This is a genomic window from Ruegeria sp. YTSC325, assembly GCF_059609525.1.
Genome location: NZ_JBXWLY010000006.1, coordinates 94436 through 112799, shown reverse-complemented (window position 1 = coordinate 112799; position 18364 = coordinate 94436). Strand labels below are relative to the sequence as shown.

The 18364-nt window shown below is 58.9% G+C and carries 19 protein-coding genes; 13 read left to right on the top strand and 6 right to left on the bottom strand.

The genetic code is table 11. The features are described 5' to 3' along the window. Positions 1-25: 25 nt before the first annotated feature. A complete protein-coding gene (locus AC2FF7_RS10845) occupies positions 26-514 on the bottom strand; it encodes a DUF3576 domain-containing protein (protein WP_170355391.1) in 489 nt (162 codons plus the stop codon). 282 nt (positions 515-796) lie between these two features. Between AC2FF7_RS10845 and AC2FF7_RS10840 the strand changes: the two genes are divergently transcribed. After that, complete coding sequence (locus tag AC2FF7_RS10840) at positions 797-1810, top strand: porin (protein ID WP_496905630.1); 1014 nt, start codon at positions 797-799, stop codon at positions 1808-1810. Between the two features lie 102 nt (positions 1811-1912). Continuing rightward, on the top strand, positions 1913-2572 hold the full coding sequence (locus AC2FF7_RS10835; protein WP_496905629.1) for a YggS family pyridoxal phosphate-dependent enzyme: 660 nt from the start codon (positions 1913-1915) through the stop codon (positions 2570-2572). On the opposite strand, the gene AC2FF7_RS10830 is transcribed toward AC2FF7_RS10835, so the two are convergent. Together AC2FF7_RS10830 and ribA are read right to left on the bottom strand one after the other, a co-directional pair. Next, positions 2556-3056 (bottom strand): L,D-transpeptidase family protein, encoded by a 501-nt coding sequence (locus AC2FF7_RS10830; RefSeq protein WP_480866477.1) that lies wholly within the window; start codon positions 3054-3056, stop codon positions 2556-2558. The genes AC2FF7_RS10835 and AC2FF7_RS10830 overlap by 17 nt on opposite strands. Then, entirely contained in the window at positions 3053-4147 is a 1095-nt protein-coding gene (gene ribA, locus AC2FF7_RS10825; protein WP_170355387.1) for a GTP cyclohydrolase II, read from the bottom strand. The genes AC2FF7_RS10830 and ribA overlap by 4 nt, the downstream gene beginning before the upstream one ends. A gap of 161 nt (positions 4148-4308) precedes the next feature. On the opposite strand from ribA, the gene AC2FF7_RS10820 reads away from it, so the two are divergent. From AC2FF7_RS10820 to AC2FF7_RS10795, 6 genes are all read left to right on the top strand, one after another. After that, positions 4309-4995, top strand: a complete 687-nt coding sequence (locus AC2FF7_RS10820) for a response regulator transcription factor (RefSeq protein ID WP_170355386.1) — start codon at positions 4309-4311, stop codon at positions 4993-4995. A 223-nt stretch (positions 4996-5218) separates the two neighbouring features. Further along, positions 5219-6211 carry an NAD(P)H-dependent flavin oxidoreductase gene (locus tag AC2FF7_RS10815; RefSeq protein WP_496905628.1) on the top strand — a complete coding sequence of 331 codons (993 nt, stop codon included), beginning with the start codon at positions 5219-5221 and terminating at the stop codon, positions 6209-6211. A gap of 83 nt (positions 6212-6294) precedes the next feature. After that, the gene (locus AC2FF7_RS10810; RefSeq protein ID WP_496905627.1) at positions 6295-7083 is read left to right on the top strand and encodes an exodeoxyribonuclease III; all 789 of its coding nucleotides are present in this window, start codon (positions 6295-6297) and stop codon (positions 7081-7083) included. 76 nt (positions 7084-7159) lie between these two features. After that, the gene (gene trxA / locus AC2FF7_RS10805; protein ID WP_496905626.1) at positions 7160-8077 is read left to right on the top strand and encodes a thioredoxin; all 918 of its coding nucleotides are present in this window, start codon (positions 7160-7162) and stop codon (positions 8075-8077) included. 27 nt (positions 8078-8104) lie between these two features. After that, the gene (locus AC2FF7_RS10800; protein ID WP_170355382.1) at positions 8105-8746 is read left to right on the top strand and encodes an LON peptidase substrate-binding domain-containing protein; all 642 of its coding nucleotides are present in this window, start codon (positions 8105-8107) and stop codon (positions 8744-8746) included. After that, complete coding sequence (locus AC2FF7_RS10795) at positions 8743-8922, top strand: Trm112 family protein (RefSeq protein ID WP_170355381.1); 180 nt, start codon at positions 8743-8745, stop codon at positions 8920-8922. Before AC2FF7_RS10800 ends, AC2FF7_RS10795 begins: the two co-directional genes overlap by 4 nt. Here the strand turns inward: AC2FF7_RS10795 and AC2FF7_RS10790 are convergent. Continuing rightward, complete coding sequence (locus tag AC2FF7_RS10790) at positions 8919-10181, bottom strand: FAD-dependent monooxygenase (protein ID WP_496905625.1); 1263 nt, start codon at positions 10179-10181, stop codon at positions 8919-8921. The genes AC2FF7_RS10795 and AC2FF7_RS10790 overlap by 4 nt on opposite strands. Before the next feature lie 52 nt (positions 10182-10233). On the opposite strand from AC2FF7_RS10790, the gene AC2FF7_RS10785 reads away from it, so the two are divergent. The 4 genes from AC2FF7_RS10785 (at position 10234) to AC2FF7_RS10770 (ending at position 16399) form a co-directional block, all read left to right on the top strand. Further along, positions 10234-11562, top strand: coding sequence for an amidase (locus AC2FF7_RS10785; protein ID WP_480866470.1), 1329 nt, complete (start codon positions 10234-10236; stop codon positions 11560-11562). 107 nt (positions 11563-11669) lie between these two features. Further along, positions 11670-12851, top strand: a complete 1182-nt coding sequence (locus AC2FF7_RS10780; RefSeq protein ID WP_170756525.1) for an aminotransferase class I/II-fold pyridoxal phosphate-dependent enzyme — start codon at positions 11670-11672, stop codon at positions 12849-12851. A gap of 14 nt (positions 12852-12865) precedes the next feature. Further along, positions 12866-15763, top strand: a complete 2898-nt coding sequence (locus tag AC2FF7_RS10775; RefSeq protein ID WP_480866468.1) for a DNA translocase FtsK — start codon at positions 12866-12868, stop codon at positions 15761-15763. A 39-nt stretch (positions 15764-15802) separates the two neighbouring features. Then, entirely contained in the window at positions 15803-16399 is a 597-nt protein-coding gene (locus AC2FF7_RS10770) for a LolA family protein (protein WP_496849441.1), read from the top strand. 12 nt (positions 16400-16411) lie between these two features. Here the strand turns inward: AC2FF7_RS10770 and AC2FF7_RS10765 are convergent, their stop codons facing one another. After that, on the bottom strand, positions 16412-16993 hold the full coding sequence (locus tag AC2FF7_RS10765) for a transglycosylase SLT domain-containing protein (RefSeq protein WP_170355376.1): 582 nt from the start codon (positions 16991-16993) through the stop codon (positions 16412-16414). A 60-nt stretch (positions 16994-17053) separates the two neighbouring features. Beyond that, positions 17054-17935 carry an AEC family transporter gene (locus tag AC2FF7_RS10760; RefSeq protein ID WP_480866465.1) on the bottom strand — a complete coding sequence of 294 codons (882 nt, stop codon included), beginning with the start codon at positions 17933-17935 and terminating at the stop codon, positions 17054-17056. Positions 17936-18015: 80 nt separating this feature from the next. On the opposite strand from AC2FF7_RS10760, the gene hspQ reads away from it, so the two are divergent. Then, a complete protein-coding gene (gene hspQ, locus AC2FF7_RS10755; RefSeq protein WP_170355374.1) occupies positions 18016-18342 on the top strand; it encodes a heat shock protein HspQ in 327 nt (108 codons plus the stop codon). Positions 18343-18364 lie beyond the last annotated feature (22 nt).

The following is an 18364-nucleotide window of genomic DNA, read 5'->3' as shown; positions in this document are numbered from 1 at the left end:
TATTAGTGTGATTTTCGGCAAGTTGCTAGAACTTGTTGTCCGCGATGCGCAGCTGGCGGGCTCGGGACAGGATGGCGTCTTCTACCGCGCGTGTGGTCGCCGCGCTGACCGGGTTGCCTCCGCTGGTTTGGAGTGCCACGGAGAGCGACCGCGCTGCGAGGGCTGGATCGCTGATGTGGACGGTCGCGCGATATTGGCGCCCGCCACCCGGTGGGGTGCCGTAACCCGTTACAATTACACCGGTAAACGGATCGACTTCCTGCACAGGCAGAAAGTTGAGAACATCCAGAGAAGCCGTCCACAGATAACGGTTCACATTCGCGACCTGCTCGGCATTGCCTGTATTGAAGACATCCCAGATGGTTGAACGATTTGGGTCGTTCAGTTCCCGCTCGTCCGAACGTCCACCATCCACGTTTCCAAGATTGGGGTTGGGGGCAGCGCTCCGATTCTGTCCGCAGGTCGACACGAGTGCGGTCGCTATGATCAAGCCGAAAATCGTCTGCAGGCGCATTGTAGAGGTGTCCTGTTTCACTGGGTCTCACTTGCTAGGTGATACTCCTAGACAAGGTCCAGTGCGGCAACAACCCTATTATTGTCACATACGGGTGGGTTTACTGACTGAAGAGGTCACAAAACTGACTGTGACATCCTTGCACCAATCTGTGGCCAATGCGGTCTTCACGTTTATGCCATACTTGCGTGAAGGGGGCAAAAAGAGCGAAACGGTTCCCGTGCTGAGACATGTGCGATGACACTTGTCGAGTTAGAAAACTTTGAAACCGAGGGAAACAAGATGAAAAAAGTTCTCTTCGCATCGACCGCTCTGATCGCAACCGCATCGGTTGCCGCGGCCGAAGTTAGATTCAGCGGTTATGGCCGCTTTGGTATTGGTTACCTGGAGGATCGTGGCTTCACGACCACCACCACCACTGCAAGCGGTGCAACCAACACTTTCTTCAACGAAGCCGACGAGACCATTCTGGTTTCTCGCTTCCGTCTGAACCTGGACGCAAACGTTGAAACCGACGGCGGCGTCGAGTTCTCGGGTCGTGTTCGTCTGCAGGCTGACGAAGATGCAAGCACCGGTGAAGCCAACTCGGCTGGCCTGAACGGTGCGCGTTTCTCGGTCATCTACGGTGGTCTGCGTGTTGACGCGGGCAACGTCGCAGGTGCATTCGACAACCTGGCAAACTACTACGGTAACGAGCCTGGCCTGGAAAACTTCATCGGCCAGTACTCGGGCGTTGACTATAACTTCCTGGCATACTCGTCGACCGGTTCGGGTTCGAACGCTGTGTTCTTCCAGTACGCAGTTGGTGACTTCGCATTTGGCGCTTCGTATGACCAAGCGACCATCTTCCAAGGTCAAGGTGTAAGCAACGACGCTGACCGTTGGGACATCAGCGCGACCTACACCTTCAACAACATCACTGCTGCTCTGGCATACGGTCAAACCGACTCGGACGGTATCCTGGACGACGATCCAAGCCTGCTGGTTCTGACGCTGGGCGCAGAATTCGGTGACTTCTCGGGTACTGTGTTTGTCGCAGACGATAAAACCGAAGTCGACGAAACCGACGGCACCGCATGGGGTGTTTCGGCGGCCTATAATGTTGGTTCGGCTCTGACCCTGACCTTCGCTTACGGTGACGGTAACGCGGACGGTGACCTGCAGCAGTACGGTATCGGTGCTCTGTACGACCTGGGTGGCGGTGCATCGCTGCGCGGTGGTATCGGCAACAGCGACTGTGACATCTGCGACGACTCGCAGCTGCGCGCAGACTTCGGTGCCCAGTTCAACTTCTAAGTTGATCTGAACCGCAAGGTTTAAGGGCAGGTCTTCGGACCTGCCCTTTTCTTTTTGATCGACATGGTGTTTTTCTGCCCCCAAGCCAGAATGAGGAATCCCATGTCACTGCAGGAAATCTCTGCCCGTATTGCCAAAGCCGAAACCGCCGCCGGGCGGCCGGAAGGGTCAGTTCAACTGATCGCCGTCTCCAAGGTGCAGCCCAACGAACGTATCCGCGATGTACTGCAACAGGGTCATAAGTGCTTTGGTGAGAATCGCGTGCAGGAGGCTGCAGGGAAGTGGCCCGAATTCTCTGCAACCTACCCCGATATTGACCTTCATCTGATTGGCCCCTTGCAAACCAACAAGGCCCGGCAGGCGATGGAGCTATTCAGCACAATTCATTCGGTCGATCGCCCGAAGCTGGCGAAAACTCTTGCCCGTTTGGCGCAAGAGATTGGGTCATGTCCCGACCTGTTTATTCAGGTCAATACAGGTGAAGAAGATCAGAAAGCTGGGATTCTGCCAGCTGATGCTGATGCGTTTATTGCCGAGTGCCTAGACCTTGACCTGCCTGTGAAGGGGCTGATGTGCATTCCTCCGGTGGAAGAAGAACCTGCGCTGCATTTTGCCTTGCTGGCCAAGATCGCCGAACGCAACGGTTTGGTAGGCTTGTCGATGGGTATGAGCAGCGACTTTGAGCGCGCAATCGCGCTGGGTGCGACCCATGTGCGGGTTGGATCTGCGATATTTGGCGCACGCGTTAAACCTCAGGAATGATCAGCCGCGTGCCCGGTTGAACATGGGCAGCAATCCAATGGAGGTGATCGCGCCGGAAGGCGACACAGCCTTCAGTTGGATAACCTGGCCGCCGCCATTGATGCAGAAAAATGGCCGACCCTTGCCCTGGTATTGCATTCGGCCAGTTCCAATCCGTGAGCAACACCAGATCATATAACGGGTCGGAACGGCGCAGCTTTTCGTGGCTGCAGGCGTAGGGCGCGCTGACCAGTTGGTTATATCGCGCGTCGCACACATCATCAGACCACAGGTCGCGGGGCCCGATCGGAATCGCCCAAGCGGTTGGGGGTGAAGTCCGGTCTGGCCGATAAAGCATTCCGACGATTTGGTGCTCGCCAGTTGGGGTGGCGCCGTCGCCTTCGCGTTTTGTCGGACTACGCCCGCCTTTTCCGATTGAACATGGAAACATGCGGCCAGCGAACCGAACCCCACGAGGCGTCAGCACCAGATCTTTTGGCGTCACAGCAGATGGCCCGACTTGGCTGCTTTTGTAGCCAGATACCCTCGGTTATGTGCAGTTTCACCAACCTTGAGAGGTACACGTTCGGTCACGGCAATGCCGGTTTTTTCCATCATGGCGATTTTGGCGGGGTTGTTCGTCAACAAGCGCACCGCGTTGAACCCTAGCGACTTCAGGATATCTGAACCCAGCCGGAAATCACGTTCATCATCCTCGAACCCAAGGCGGTGATTGGCTTCGACCGTGTCAAAACCCTGATCTTGCAGGAAATAAGCGCGCATCTTGTTGGCTAGGCCGATCCCGCGCCCCTCTTGGTTAAGATAAAGCAGGACACCAGCCCCTTCAGATCCCATCTGCGCCAGCGCGCCGCGCAACTGTGGTCCGCAATCGCATTTCAGGCTGCCCATCAGGTCGCCGGTAAAACAAGCCGAGTGCAAACGCGCAAGAACCGGTTTGCTGCGATCCGGTCGCCCGATTTCAATGGCGTAATGCTCTTCACCCCCATCTTCGGGGCGGAAGACGTGCAGGCGTCCGGCCTCGGAAACCTCCATGGGCAGGCGCGCGGCGACCACCTCGTTCAGCAGGCTACGATCTGCCAGATGTGGGGCAGCGCGGGTATGGTCGATGCAAGTCAACCCGTTCGAGGCCGCAAAACCGCGCCCATCTTCGATCTGCACAACAACAGCAGAAGGCAGAAGCCGCGCGGATTTGGTAAGGGCAATGGCGATACGGTGAAGGTTCGCATTGCCCGTACGTTCGCTCATCAACGGCCCCTTCATCGGAGCGTTCAGGTCGTCCGAGGGGTCGGCAACGGCCTGAACCCAGGAAATATCGACGTCGGCCGGAACCACGACCCGCGCCAAATCACCGTCATAGGCGCGTGCCTTTAACGTCTCGGCACGGCGAACGGTGATGGCAACCACCGGGTCACCATCCAGGCCTCGCAAATCGGCAAGCCGTTGTGCGCTAAGTGTTTCTGCGGCAATGGCGACAACGCTGAACCCGGTGTCATCGGTCAGAACAACCGGAACGCCCATACGCAGGTCGGCCCGCGCCCGCGCCAGCAGTTCAGAGATATCCGGAATGAGACTCATGTATGTTACCCTATAACGGTCAAAACATCCTCTAGCGCGATCTGAAAGAAATGTGAAACAATTCCTACTCGCCGGACACGAGGGCGTGAGACGATTGCAGCAAACCTTGTTGAACGCGTGTTCTACGCGCAAGTGTCCGAAAAGGCTTAGGAGGACCGGGAATGGCACAGCTTAAGAAAATCCTGTTGGTGGATGATGACGAGGATCTGCGCGAAGCGCTGAGTGAGCAACTCGTGATGACCGAAGACTTCGACGTGTTCGAAGCGTCAGATGGTGCCTCGGCAATGGAGCGCGCCCGCGAGGCGATTTACGATCTGGTGATTCTGGATGTTGGCTTGCCGGATACCGATGGCCGCGAGCTGTGCCGCCTGATGCGCAAGCAGGGCGTCAAAAGCCCGATCCTGATGCTGACCGGTCATGACAGCGACGCCGACACCATCCTGGGCCTGGATGCCGGTGCGAATGACTATGTTCCTAAGCCGTTCAAATTCCCGGTTCTTCTGGCCCGCATTCGCGCCCAGCTGCGTCAGCACGAACAATCCGAAGATGCCGTTTTTGTTCTGGGGCCGTACACCTTCAAGCCCGCGATGAAGATGCTGATCACCGAAGAAGATCGCAAAATCCGTCTGACCGAGAAAGAGACGAACATCCTCAAGTTTCTCTATCGTTCGGCTGATGGCGTTGTCGCGCGCGATGTGCTGTTGCATGAGGTTTGGGGATACAACGCGGGTGTCACCACCCATACGTTGGAAACCCACATCTATCGCCTGCGTCAAAAGATCGAGCCCGATCCATCGAACGCGCGCCTTTTGGTCACAGAATCGGGCGGATATCGGTTGGTATCTTAACTTTGATGGTATGACGCAGATCAAAGTGATACTCTGAAGATATATTTAGGTTACTCCCAACCCGTGCATGTCCGGGTAATGACATGTACCTCCCTGTTGGACTGCCGGGCCTTTGGCCCGGCTTTTTTTGGCTCGAGCGCTCCCCCATAGTCTTGATCCAACTGCTTGACTTATCAGTGGTTCGCGGTGCCAATTCTGCCCAACGAATTGGGAGGCGTGAGACTTGGCAAACGAAATCTGCACTCTGTTGAATATTGAAAAACCCGTTCTGTCGGCCCCTATGGGTGGGGCCGCTGGACCTGAACTTGTTGCGGCTGTCTGTAATGCAGGCGGGTACGGAGTGATTCCCCTATGGGGTAAGCCTGCGGATCAGGTCTCGGACGGGATAGATGCCGTGCGTGCGCTGACGGATCGCAATTTCGCCGTTAACCTGAACCTTGCCTTCCCGTACGAAGACCAGCTGCGGGTATGTATCGACAAGCAGGTTCACGCCGTTTCGTTGTTCTGGGGGATGGAACCTTCGGCCATCTCGCACGCCAAGAAAGGCGGGCTGTGCGTCATGGTCAGTGTCGGTAACGCTGCCGAGGCAAAGGCCGCGCAGGATGCCGGAGCGGACATCATCGTTGCCCAAGGGTGGGAAGCAGGTGGCCATGTCTGGGGGCAGGTCGCGACAATGGCGCTGATTCCGGCCGTCGTGGACGCGGTTTCGATTCCTGTTGTTGCCGCTGGCGGAATCGCCGACGGGCGCGGTATGGCGGCTGCGTTGATGTTGGGGGCATCGGCGGTTTGGGTCGGTACTCGGTTTTTGGCCAGTGCCGAGGCAACGATACACGAAGACTATCGCCGCCGAGTGCTGAATGCGTCTGAGGCGCAGACCGAATGGTACACTGATCTTTATGATGTGAAATGGCCGCAAGCACCACATCGCGCGTTAGCCAATTCTACCGCGCAAACGTGGAAAGAAGCAGGCTCGGCCGCTCCGGGGCATCGCCCGAACGAAGGCGAAATCATCGGGCAGCGCCCGGGTGGAGAGGACGTTGTCCGATACCAGAGCTATACTCCGTTGTCAGGGACAGTAGGGGATATCGAGGCGATGTCACTTTGGTCTGGGCAAGGTGTTGCAATGGTTCGTGACATCATGCCTGCCGCCCAAATCGTCGAGGAGATTTTTACCGAAGCGCAAGCGCTTTTGAACTCCGCCCCTGCTCGATTTTAGGCTGGGAAAGCGCTGCTTTTTCCGATGGCACCTTGTCTTCTACCGCGTTAACGTCGCGCGCAACCGCGATAAAGGAATCCCCCATGCCTTTCACTCTTGCCACCTGGAATATCAATTCAGTGCGTCTGCGCGAACCTATCGTGCTGAAATTGCTGCAGGAAGAGGCTCCCGATGTGCTGTGTCTGCAAGAGTGTAAATCACCCGTCGAGAAAATCCCGACCGAAGGCTTTGCGGAACTGGGCTATACCCACATGGTTGCGCGCGGGCAAAAGGGCTATAACGGCGTAGCTATCCTGTCGCGTATCCCGATGGAGGAGGCGGGCGACAAGGACTTCGCCGGTCTCGGCCATGCCCGCCACATTGCCGCGCGGCTGGAAAACGGTGTGACCATCCAGAATTTTTATGTTCCTGCGGGCGGTGATGTGCCCGACCGCGAGGTGAATGAGAAGTTCGGGCAAAAGCTGGATTACCTCGCGGACATGCGCGACTGGTTCCGCGCTGAAAAGCCCGAGAAATCCATTCTGGTTGGCGACCTGAACATCGCCCCGCGTGAAGATGACGTTTGGTCGCACAAACAACTGCTCAAGGTCGTCTCGCATACACCGATCGAAGTTGAGGCGCTGGCCGAGACACAGGATGCAGGTGGTTGGGTTGATGTCACCCGTCAGGATATCCCCGAAGGGCAGCTTTATAGCTGGTGGTCCTACCGCGCGCGCGATTGGGATGCGGCGGATAAGGGGCGGCGTTTGGATCACGTCTGGGCGACACCCGATATCTCGAACGCGGGGCATTCCAGCCGAGTCCTGCGCGACGCCCGCGGGTGGGAGAAACCCAGTGATCACGCCCCGGTTTTTGCCACTTTCGACCTATAACAGCACAAATCTGCCCTTGGTTTCCGCGACGCGCGGTTGCATATAAGGCGCAAGTTTGAACCGGAGACGTATCGCCATGGACCTTCTGAACACTGCCACCGGCCCTGCCGCCACTGACCTGATCAAGGACGGGTCCGAGGCCACGTTTATGGCCGACGTCGTCGAAGCCTCGCAAGACGTGCCGGTCATTGTCGACTTCTGGGCTCCGTGGTGCGGCCCCTGCAAAACCTTGGGCCCGATGCTGGAAGAGGCCGTCACCGCCGCCAAGGGCGCGGTCAAGATGGTCAAGATCAATGTCGACGAGGCGCAGATGATCGCAGGCCAGTTGCGCATTCAGTCGATCCCGACCGTCTATGCGTTTCACAAGGGCCAGCCTGTTGATGGTTTTCAGGGCGCGCTGCCGGGATCCGAGATCAAAGCGTTCATCGACCGCGTGATCGAAGCGGCGGGTGGCGAAAGCCCCGGGGGACAGTTGGACGAAGCCGTCGCCGCAGCCGAGGAAATGCTGGTCGAGGGCGCGGCCACGGATGCTGCTCAGACCTTTGCGGCCATTCTGGGCGAAGATCCCAACCACGCCGTTGCCTATGGCGGGCTGGTGCGCGCCCATATTGCTGCGGATGATCTGGAGCAGGCCGAGGCGATCCTGAACGGTGCCCCGGCCGAGATTTCCAACGCGCCCGAATTGGAAGCTGCCCATGCGCAGTTGGAACTGGCCAAACAGGCCGCCGATGCCGGCCCCGTGGCCGAGCTGAAAGCGGCGGTTGAGGCCGACCCCGACAACCATCAGGCCCGGTTCGATCTGGCGCAGGCGCTGCACGCGAACGGCGATGTGGAAGAGGCCGTCGCGCAATTGCTGGACCTGTTCCGTCGCGATCGCGAATGGAATGAAGGCGCGGCCAAGGCGCAGCTGTTCACGATCTTTGATGCACTCAAGCCCAATGATCCGATTGTTCTGAACGGGCGGCGCAAGCTCAGCTCGATGATATTTGCCTAATTTCCGATCAGAGCTACACTCGGGTACATGATGCATCCCGCCGACCTGCCGGAAACGGTTTCCGTATTCCCTCTGCCCGGGGCGCTGCTGCTGCCCCGCGCGCGCCTGCCGCTGCATATCTTCGAGCCGCGCTATCTGCAGATGCTGGATGATGCGTTGAAAACACCGGAACGATTGATCGGGATGGTGCAACCCAACCCGTCTGCCAGCGACGACGCGCGTCTTCACCAGATCGGCTGCGCAGGCCGTGTGACGCAGTTTTCCGAGACCGAGGATGGGCGCTATCTGATCACGCTGTCCGGAGTCTCGAGGTTCCGCATCCGGTCAGAGTTGGACGCTTTCACCCCCTATCGCCGCTGTGCCGTGTCGTGGGAGGGGTTCGACCGCGATCTGGGTAAAACCGAACAGGATGACGGGTTCAATCGTCCGCGTTTCCTGAACCTGTTGGAAAAGTTCTTTTCGTCGCAAAACCTATCGACGGATTGGGACACGTTGAAAGATGCGGATGATGAGCTGCTGGTGAATTCGCTGTCGATGTTGCTGGATTTCGACCCCGAAGAAAAACAGGCGCTGCTTGAGGCACCCTGTCTGCGCACCCGCCGCGAGACCTTGGTAACATTGATCGAATTTGCCATGCGTGGCGGATCGAACGAGGACCACTTACAATGACCGAACACGCGTTTGACCGCCACATGCTTGAGGCGCTGATCTGCCCGCAGACCCACACGACCCTGCATTATGACGCGGACAAGCAGGAGTTGGTGTCGAAAGCCGCCGGGCTGGCGTTTCCGATCCGCAATGGTATTCCTGTTATGCTGGTCGATGAGGCGCGCGAGCTAGACTAGATCGCGCGGCCTTGCAGCAGTTTGGGCAGGTCTCCGGTCAACCCTGCGGCCTCGCGCACAAAGCCGCGCCGTAGGCCCGGCAGCGATCCGACGATCCCCATCCCGATATCGCGACCCATCCGCAGCAGCGGATTGTCGTTGGAAAACAGCTTGTTGAACACATCCGTCGCCATTGCCAGAGAGGCCGTGTCGAACCTCCGCCATTCCTGAAAGCGCTCCAGCACCAGCACCGATCCGATATCCTCGCCGCGCCGTCCGGCGAGCGTCAGAACTTCGGCCAATGCCCCCACATCGCGCAGACCAGCGTTCAGCCCTTGGCCTGCAATCGGGTGCATCCCGTGGGCGGCATCCCCGACCAGAGCCATGCGGTCACCGATAAAGGAGTTAGCGATGGTCAGGTTCAGCGGATAGGTGAACCGGTCTCCGGCGATGCGAATGTCGCCCAGAAAATCCCCAAACCGGGGGTGCAAGACTTGCAGATAGTCGGCCTGGGGCAGCGCATTGATGCGCTCGGCAGCCTCGGTCCGTTCGCTCCAGACGATGGAACTGCGGTTGCCGGTCAGCGGCAGGATGGCCAGCGGGCCGGGGGGCATGAAGAACTGATGCGCGATACCGTGATGGGGCAGGTCATGTTCAATCGCACAGACCAGCGCGGTTTGGCCGTAATCCCACCCCGTCCGCTTGATCCCTGCGCGCGCGGCGGTGCCGCTGCGGCGGCCATCGCAGCCCACCAGCAGCCCACCCGAAACGGTCGCGCCATCATCCAGTGTAAGGGTCACGCCGGTCGCGTCAGCCTCTTGCGCGACAACCGTGCGTCCGTTGATCTGCGTGATCCGGGGCTCCTCGGCCATGGCGTCCAGAAAGGCGCGGCGCAGATGGCGGTCTTCGACCATAAAGCCCATCGGGCCCTCTTCGATCTCTGCATGGTCGAAATGCATGAAGAACGGAGAGGGGCCTGCGCCCGCATGTCCATCCGTGACCTTGATCTCCAGCATGGGCTGGGCGTGATCGGCGACCTTGCCCCACACACCCACTGCATCCAGCAGCCGTTGCGAGGCCAGCGCCAGTGCATAGGCACGTCCGTCAAACGCCGCGTTCTTGCGGACTTTTTGGGCCAAACTGTCGATGACGGTGACGGAATGCCCCGTCTGTGCCAGCGCCAAAGCCAAAGCCGGGCCATTCAGGCCGCCGCCTACGATCAGGATATCGGTCTTGTGTTCCATGCCCCGCAATATGCGCCCCCTTTCGGGATTGTCCATGTGCGGTCCTGTCGCTACCGTCCCGTCAGCAGAATTTTCCAAGGGGGCAGGGATGCAGGACTGGTTGACCATGACGGCGTGTGATCTGGGGCGGGGGATCGGCATGGGCCAGATTGACCCGGTCGAGCTGACCGAGACCTATCTGACCGCCATCGACGCCCATCCCTACCGCGACCGCATCTATGCGCGCGTCACCCACGACCGCGCCCGGGCCGAGGCCAAAGCCGCGCAGGATCGCGCCGCGCTGGGTCTGCGCCGGTCACTGCTGGACGGGGTGCCGATCAGCTGGAAAGACCTGTTCGATACCGCGGGCACCGGGACCGAGGCCGGATCGGCCCTGCTGAAAGGCCGGGTGCCGCAGGCGGACGCGGTTGTCGTGCGCAACGCCACGGCCATGGGCACGGTCTGTCTGGGCAAAACCCATATGAGCGAGCTGGCCTTCTCGGGCCTTGGTCTGAACCCCATCACCGACACGCCGCCCTGCATTGATGATGTGGAAGCCGTGCCGGGCGGGTCATCCTCGGGCGCGGCGGCCTCGGTCGCTTGGGGTTTGGCGGCTTGTGGGATTGGGTCCGACACCGGAGGCTCGGTGCGTATTCCCTCCGCATGGAACAATCTGGTGGGTCTGAAAACAACTGCAGGGCGGGTCAGCCTTGAAGGCACGGTGCCGCTGTGCCTGCGCTTCGACACCGTGGGCCCGCTGGCCCGGTCGGTTGAGGACGCGGCGCATATGCTGGCCCTGTTGGAAGGCGGCACACCCGCCGATCTGCGTGGGGCCAGCCTGAAAGGCCGCCGCTTTGCCGATCTGCAAAATATCGCCAAGGATAACCTGCGCGACACTCCTCGCGCCGCTTATGACAGCGCGCTGGAGCGTCTGCGCGATGCCGGGGCCGAGATCGTACCGCTGGAAGTGCCCGAACTGGCGGATGCGATGGCGCTGTCCGGTGTGCTTTACACGACCGAGGCCTATGGCCTGTGGCGCGATGTGATCGAAGCCAACCCGGACGCGATGTATCCAGAAATCCTCGAACGGTTCCGCACGGGCAAGAATGTCTCGGGTGCGGATTACATCGCGGCGTGGTCCAAGCTGAAGGCCTCTCGCGCTGCCTGGGATGCGGCCACATCCGGGTTTGATGCTGTTCTGGCACCGACTGCTCCGATTCTACCGCCTAATCTGGATCGGTTGCTGACCGATCACGACTATTACGTCACTGAAAACCTGCTTGCTTTGCGCAACACGCGGATCGGCAACCTGATGGGTCTGGCCGCGCTGACCTTACCGACAGTAACACCGGGCTGCGGGGTGATGATGATGGGCTATCCTGGGTCCGAGGAGGCTCTGCTACGGATCGGATCAGCGGCCGAGGCGGCATTGGCCTGAATGCCACAATCCCCTGATTCGCCATCACTTTGGCTGGACGAAACGGGGTGCGGCCTGTAACCTGCCTGAAAACGGGGCGCTATGATCCCGAACTTGAGGCAGTAGATATGAATTTCCCCGAGCGGTTTTCGAACCTACCGGAATACGCTTTCCCGCGTCTGCGCACCCTGTTGGACCACCATCAACCGGGCGGCGATGTGATTCACATGACTATCGGCGCGCCGATGCACGATTTCCCGGCCTGGGTGACGGATGTCATCTCTGAGAATGCCGCAGGGTTTCAAGGTTATCCGCCCAACGAAGGCTCACCCGAGCTGCGTGGCGCGATCACCGACTGGATCGCGCGCCGCTATGGCGTGACGATGGACCCCGACACCAACGTGATGGCCCTGAATGGCACGCGCGAGGGGCTGTATAACGCCGCCATGGCGTTGTGCCCCGAGGAAAAGAATGGCCAGAAGCCGGTCATCCTGTGCCCGAACCCGTTCTATCAGGTCTATATGGTGGCCTCGATCTCGGTCGCGGCGGACCCTGTTTTTGTATCGGCCACTGCTGCCACTGGACACCTTCCCGATTATGCAGGCCTGCCCGAGGATGTGCTGAACCGCACCGTCGCGGCCTATATCTGTTCACCCGCCAACCCTCAGGGCGCTGTGGCCTCACGCGACTATTGGGCCGAACTGATCGGGTTGGCGGAAAAGTACGATTTCCGCATCTTCGCGGATGAATGCTATTCCGAGATCTACCGTGACGAGGCACCGGTCGGTGCACTGACCGTCGCGCAAGAGATGGGCGCAGACCCTGAACGTGTGGTGCTGTTCAACTCACTCTCGAAGCGGTCGAACCTGGCTGGGCTGCGCTCGGGTCTGATTGCGGGCGGGCCGGATACGATCAAACGGGTCAAACAGCTGCGCAACTATGCCGGATCGCCACTGCCTTTGCCGTTGCAGGCCGCCGCCGCACGTGTTTGGGCGGACGAGGAGCATGTCATCCAGAACCGCGCGCTTTATCAGGAAAAATACGCCATCGCGGATGACGTGTTTGCAGGTGTGCAAGGCTATATGTCACCCGAGGCTGGGTTTTTCCTGTGGCTACCGGTCGATAACGGCGAAGAGACCGCATTGAAGCTCTGGCGTGAAACCGGGGTTCGGGTTCTGCCAGGCGCATATCTTTCCCAAGGCGATCCGGGACAAAACCCGGGCGAGCATTTTATTCGGGCCGCGCTTGTGGCTCCAAAAACAGAGTTGCAGCAGGGGCTGATTACGCTCCGCGACTGCATCTATTCGTGAGGTACGAGGGCAAAATGGCATCATTGAACGCGCGCAACCGCGATCCATTGCTGGACAGTACAACGCAAGCCGCCATTGAGCGGCGCAGCAAGGAGTTGATTGGGATTGCCTTGATCCTGCTGGGGCTGGCAGCTGCTGCTATGATCTGGTCCTACACGCCGGATGATCCGAACTGGATGGTCTCGACCGATGCGCCGGTGCAGAACTGGATGGGGCGTATTGGTGCATCTATCGCGGCGCCCTTGTTCATGATCGTGGGCTGGGGCAGCTGGAGCATTGCCTTGGTTCTGATCGGCTGGGGCGTGCGATTTGCGGGACATTTTGGCGAGGATCGCGCGATTGCCCGGTTGATCTTTGCGCCGATCTGGATTGCCGTCGTCTCGGTCTATGCAGCGACCTTGGTGCCCGATGAGGCTTGGCGTTCGACCCATAGTTTCGGCCTTGGAGGGCTGTTTGGCGACACCGTCATGGGCGCGTTGCTAACCCTGTTGCCGGTCGCATCGCATTTCGTGGTCAAGCTGATGTCGCTGGCCATGGCGCTCGGGATGCTGGCGCTGGGCATTTTCGTCTTGGGCTTTACGAAGGACGATGTGCGCAAAGGCTTCCGGGCGTTTTTGCTGGGCTTGGTGATGTCTTACGACGCGCTGATGAACCTGCTGGGCCGCAGTGCGTCGGCAACCGCGCAAGCGGCTCGTGACCGCCGCGCGCAATGGGATGAGCGCAAAGCCGCGCGTGTCGAAGCCGCCGAAGCCGTGTTCGACGATGAACTGGCTTACGCCGATCCGCCGTTCGAAGAGCCTCCGCTGACTGCGCCCGAGCCCGTGAAATCGGGCTTGCTGTCGCGTATCCCCGATCTGATCCGCCGCCCGGACCCTATGCCCGAGCCCGAATTGATCGACCGCGAGCCTCTCGCCGATTTTGAAGAGATGCCGGGCGAAGACCGCATCCGGTCCAAGATTTCCGCCGCTGTGCGCAACCGCAAGGTCGCCGCGGGTGAGATGGTACCTGAACATGACCCAAACCTGCCGCTGACCAAGGGGCGGGGACGTGGGCCCGATCCGTTGATCCTGAACTCTGGCGCGGGTGAATTGCCGCCGGAACCGCCGATGACGTCGACTGGTTTGCCACCCGAGCCGATGCTGACGGCAGAACCAACCGAATGGCATGAACCTCTGCATCAGGATTTTGCGCCCGAGCCGGACTATGATGAGGCCGTGTTCGAGGATGAGCCGATGGTTGAACCCGAGCCCGCCCCTGAGTCGCGCCCGGCGATGAAAATCCCGGTGGCTGAACCGCGCAAACCGGTTGTCGCGCAACCTGTGCGTCGCGCGCCGCAGCCTTCGCGCCGCGCGCAGGCCGAAGCGCAACCTGCGCTGTCGTTCGAGGACAAGCATTCCGATTTCGAATTGCCGCCTTTGGGCCTGCTGGCCAACCCCGCCAGCATTCAGCGCCATCACCTCAGCGATGAGGCGTTGGAGGAAAACGCCCGGATGCTGGAAAACGTGCTGGATGACTATGGCGTCAAGGGTGAGATCGTCAGTGTTCGCCCCGGTCCCGTTGTCACCATGTATGAACTGGAACCGGCACCCGGTCTGAAAGCCAGCCGTGTGATCGGTTTGGCCGACGATATCGCACGCTCGATGTCGGCGCTGTCCGCACGTGTTTCGACCCTGCCCGGGCGCTCGGTCATCGGCATCGAACTGCCCAATGAGAACCGTGAGATGGTGGTGCTGCGTGAAATCCTTGCCAGCCGTGATTTCGGCGACGGCAACCATGCGCTGCCGTTGGCCTTGGGTAAGGATATCGGCGGTGAGTCGGTCGTGGCGAACCTTGCCAAGATGCCTCACCTGCTGATCGCAGGGACCACGGGGTCCGGTAAATCGGTGGCGATCAACACGATGATCCTGTCGCTGCTCTATAAGTTGACACCCGATGAATGCCGCCTGATCATGATCGACCCCAAGATGCTTGAACTCAGCGTCTATGACGGTATCCCGCATCTGCTGTCGCCCGTTGTGACGGACCCGAAAAAGGCGGTTGTCGCCCTGAAATGGGTCGTGGGCGAGATGGAGGACCGCTATCGCAAGATGTCCAAAATGGGCGTGCGCAATATCGCGGGCTACAACGGTCGTGTGAAGGATGCGTTGGCCAAGGGCGAGATGTTCAGCCGCACGGTCCAAACGGGCTTTGACGACGAGACCGGCGAACCCACCTTCGAGACCGAAGAATTCGCACCCGAGGCGATGCCCTATATCGTCGTTATCGTCGACGAGATGGCCGACCTGATGATGGTCGCGGGTAAAGAGATCGAGGCGTGTATTCAACGTCTGGCGCAGATGGCGCGGGCCTCGGGTATTCACCTGATCATGGCCACGCAGCGGCCTTCGGTTGATGTGATCACCGGCACGATCAAGGCAAACTTCCCCACCCGGATCTCGTTCCAGGTGACCTCGAAAGTCGACAGCCGCACCATTTTGGGCGAGATGGGCGCCGAGCAACTGCTGGGGCAGGGCGACATGCTCTATATGGCTGGCGGGGCCAAGATCACCCGCTGCCACGGCCCGTTCGTGTCGGACGAAGAGGTCGAAGAAATCGTCAACCACCTGAAACAGTTCGGCCCGCCCGATTACATGAGCGGTGTCGTCGATGGCCCGGCCGAGGAAAAGGCCGACAATATCGATGCAGTTCTTGGCCTGAATACCGGTGGCAACACCAATGGCGAGGATGCTTTGTACGATCAGGCGGTGGCGATTGTGATCAAGGATCGCAAATGCTCGACCTCGTATATCCAGCGGAAACTTGCCATCGGTTACAACAAAGCCGCCCGTCTGGTTGAGCAAATGGAGGACGAAGGCGTTGTTTCCGCAGCCAATCATGTCGGAAAGCGCGAAATCCTCATCCCCGAGCAATAGGATATTTAATAACAAGGGCAGAAGGCCTATCTGTGCCTTATGAAACAGATTGCTTTTGCCCTTGCTTTGACATTGACCGCACCCGCCGCGTGGGCCGCGGATAAGCTGCCATTGTCGCAGATATCAAACTATCTGAACGAGTTGAAAACCGTTCAGACCACCTTCACTCAGGTCAATGATGACGGGTCGCTCAGCACCGGTAAGCTGTGGATTGAACGGCCGGGCAAGATGCGGTTCGAATACGACCCGCCTAACAGCGCTGTTGTTCTGGCGCGGGCTGGGACGGTTCAGATTTTCGATCCAAAGTCCAATCAACCACCCGAGCAATACCCCTTGCGGCGCACACCGCTGTCATTGGTTCTGGCGAGGAACGTGAACTTGGCTCAGGCGAATATGGTGGTCGGGCACGACTTTGACGGCACGGCTACGGTTGTGACAGCGCAAGATCCCAAAAACCCGGATTCGGGCCGGATCGAACTGATGTTCACCGGCGATCCGGTAGAGCTGCGCAAATGGGTGATCCATGACAACGCAGGCAGCCAGACTACGGTCTTGCTAGGGCCGCTTGAGACGGGCGGGAACCTGGATAACAACCTCTTCTCGCGCCGGACCAGAAGCGGGTCAGGCAATCGCTGACCCGCTGACCTTTTAGTAACGGCAGCCTGACAGTTGTGCCTGATACAGTTTGGCGCGTGCATCTACATTGTTGGCGACGTTCAACAGCCAAGTTTTGCTGTAATGACTGCCGCGAGCATAGCCGGTATGGCCCTCATGATACGCCAGATACTGGTTACGCGTGTCGTGCAGTTGGATCCCATTGCGATCTAGACTTTTGGTCATGTACCAGCCGATAAAGTCGGACGCATCACGGATACGGTCCCGCTTGGCACGGCGTTTGCCGGTCTCGCGCTGGTATTCCTCCCACGTGCCGTCCAAAGCTTGGCTAAAGCCATAAGCGCTGCTTTGGCGGCCCATCGGGATGACACCCAGCACGTATTGGTGTGGAGTGCGCGCATCGTGCCGATAGCGGCTTTCCTGATAGATTGTCGCCATCTGTACGTGAACTGGGACACCCCATTTCCGCTCTGTGGTTTTGAATGCCTTGATAAAGTCGGGCCGCTCGCGCGCAATGCTGCACGCGTCATTCAGCTTGCTGGGCGGCTGTTTCGAGCCGCCACTACAGGATGCCAAAAGCAGCACCCCGAAGAGTACGATAAGAATTCTGCTCATGTGCCTCGTGCCTTTTTTCTTTATTCTAGCGCAGATTGAGCGTTTTGGAAATCACAAACGCTACAGCACAATAGCTAGAATTATGGGCATTGCGCCCACCGACAACACGGTCGAGACCATAACCATACCCGCTACTGCGTCCGCGTCGGCTTCGAACCGTTCGGCCAGCAAGTATGAGGTCACGGCCACAGGCGCACACATTTGCAGCACCAGAACCCCGAATGCGACCGAATCCAAAGCGAACGCCAGTGCGATACCCCAGCCAAGCGCGAAACAGACCGCCAGTTTCAACGCTGAAAGCCAGATAGCCTGCCCCAGTTTCCGGGTGGTCAGGCGCGCTATTGCGACGCCGACGGTGATCAGCATCATTGGAATAGCCATTTGCCCCAACAGATCCAGTGTATTGGTCAGGAACAGTGGCGTTTCCCACCCGCGCCACAGAAATAGCGCGCCTAGCAAAGTGGCCCATACCATCGGTTCGCGTGCTACTTTGCCAAACGCGCCTTTGCCAGCAACCAGATAAATCCCGTATGTAAAAGAGAAAAGTGCAGTGACGGCCAGAAAGATCACGGCAAATCCAAGCCCGGCCTGGCCAAAGGCAAAAATGCAAAGCGGTAGCCCCAAATTGCCCGTGTTTCCAAAGATGAGCGGTGCAAGGTAGGTTCTGCGATCCAGCCCGGAAAACCGCACAAATAAACCGAATGCGACAGCAAGTACCAGATGGCCAACAATGGCCGCCAGTGTGAACCGCGTCAGCTCGCCTGCGGGAATCTCAGTTTGCATAAGGGCAACAAAAATAAGGCTGGGTACTGCAAGCGTGACCGCCAAACGAGTCACGAATTCCAGTCGGTATTCGAATCCGAACCTGACCCACGCATAGCCGATTCCGGCTAAAAGAAAGACCGGAGCAACAATTTCAAACACTGTCAGTAAGAGGTTCACAGACTGTTTCCCTTAATTTCCGATCATTGATTGGCATTTCAGCGCATAAAAGAGTAGTAAGACCTTTGGGGGCTGAAGATATGCTGAAGACAAACGCCAAGTACCGTCTGGGTCAGGTGGTTCGCCACAAAAAACATCCCTTCCGAGGGGTCATTTTTGATGTGGATCCGGAATTCTCGAACACGGAAGAATGGTATCAAGCGATACCGGAAGACAGTCGTCCGCTCAGGGAACAACCGTTCTATCATTTGCTGGCCGAAAACGACCAATCCTTCTATGTTGCTTATGTTTCTGAACAAAATCTGGTTGCTGACCAGTCGGGCGAACCGGTGGAACATCCCGATATTCCCGACATGTTCGGTCCGTTCGAAAACGGTGCGTACCCTTTGCACTTTCACCTGAACTGACAACGGGGCAGCCGGCGCTTGG

Excerpts from the sequence above, each read along its gene's own strand:
- AC2FF7_RS10770 (WP_496849441.1), top strand. The coding sequence starts at position 15,803 with ATGAAACAGATTGCTTTTGCCCTTGCTTTGACATTGACCGCACCCGCC.
- AC2FF7_RS10785 (WP_480866470.1), top strand. The coding sequence starts at position 10,234 with ATGCAGGACTGGTTGACCATGACGGCGTGTGATCTGGGGCGGGGGATC.
- AC2FF7_RS10835 (WP_496905629.1), top strand. The coding sequence starts at position 1,913 with ATGTCACTGCAGGAAATCTCTGCCCGTATTGCCAAAGCCGAAACCGCC.
- ribA (WP_170355387.1), bottom strand. The coding sequence starts at position 4,147 with ATGAGTCTCATTCCGGATATCTCTGAACTGCTGGCGCGGGCGCGGGCC.
- AC2FF7_RS10840 (WP_496905630.1), top strand. The coding sequence starts at position 797 with ATGAAAAAAGTTCTCTTCGCATCGACCGCTCTGATCGCAACCGCATCG.
- AC2FF7_RS10800 (WP_170355382.1), top strand. The coding sequence starts at position 8,105 with ATGATGCATCCCGCCGACCTGCCGGAAACGGTTTCCGTATTCCCTCTG.
- AC2FF7_RS10810 (WP_496905627.1), top strand. The coding sequence starts at position 6,295 with ATGCCTTTCACTCTTGCCACCTGGAATATCAATTCAGTGCGTCTGCGC.
- AC2FF7_RS10765 (WP_170355376.1), bottom strand. The coding sequence starts at position 16,993 with ATGAGCAGAATTCTTATCGTACTCTTCGGGGTGCTGCTTTTGGCATCC.
- AC2FF7_RS10820 (WP_170355386.1), top strand. The coding sequence starts at position 4,309 with ATGGCACAGCTTAAGAAAATCCTGTTGGTGGATGATGACGAGGATCTG.
- trxA (WP_496905626.1), top strand. The coding sequence starts at position 7,160 with ATGGACCTTCTGAACACTGCCACCGGCCCTGCCGCCACTGACCTGATC.
- AC2FF7_RS10790 (WP_496905625.1), bottom strand. The coding sequence starts at position 10,181 with ATGGACAATCCCGAAAGGGGGCGCATATTGCGGGGCATGGAACACAAG.
- AC2FF7_RS10795 (WP_170355381.1), top strand. The coding sequence starts at position 8,743 with ATGACCGAACACGCGTTTGACCGCCACATGCTTGAGGCGCTGATCTGC.
- AC2FF7_RS10775 (WP_480866468.1), top strand. The coding sequence starts at position 12,866 with ATGGCATCATTGAACGCGCGCAACCGCGATCCATTGCTGGACAGTACA.
- hspQ (WP_170355374.1), top strand. The coding sequence starts at position 18,016 with ATGCTGAAGACAAACGCCAAGTACCGTCTGGGTCAGGTGGTTCGCCAC.
- AC2FF7_RS10845 (WP_170355391.1), bottom strand. The coding sequence starts at position 514 with ATGCGCCTGCAGACGATTTTCGGCTTGATCATAGCGACCGCACTCGTG.
- AC2FF7_RS10780 (WP_170756525.1), top strand. The coding sequence starts at position 11,670 with ATGAATTTCCCCGAGCGGTTTTCGAACCTACCGGAATACGCTTTCCCG.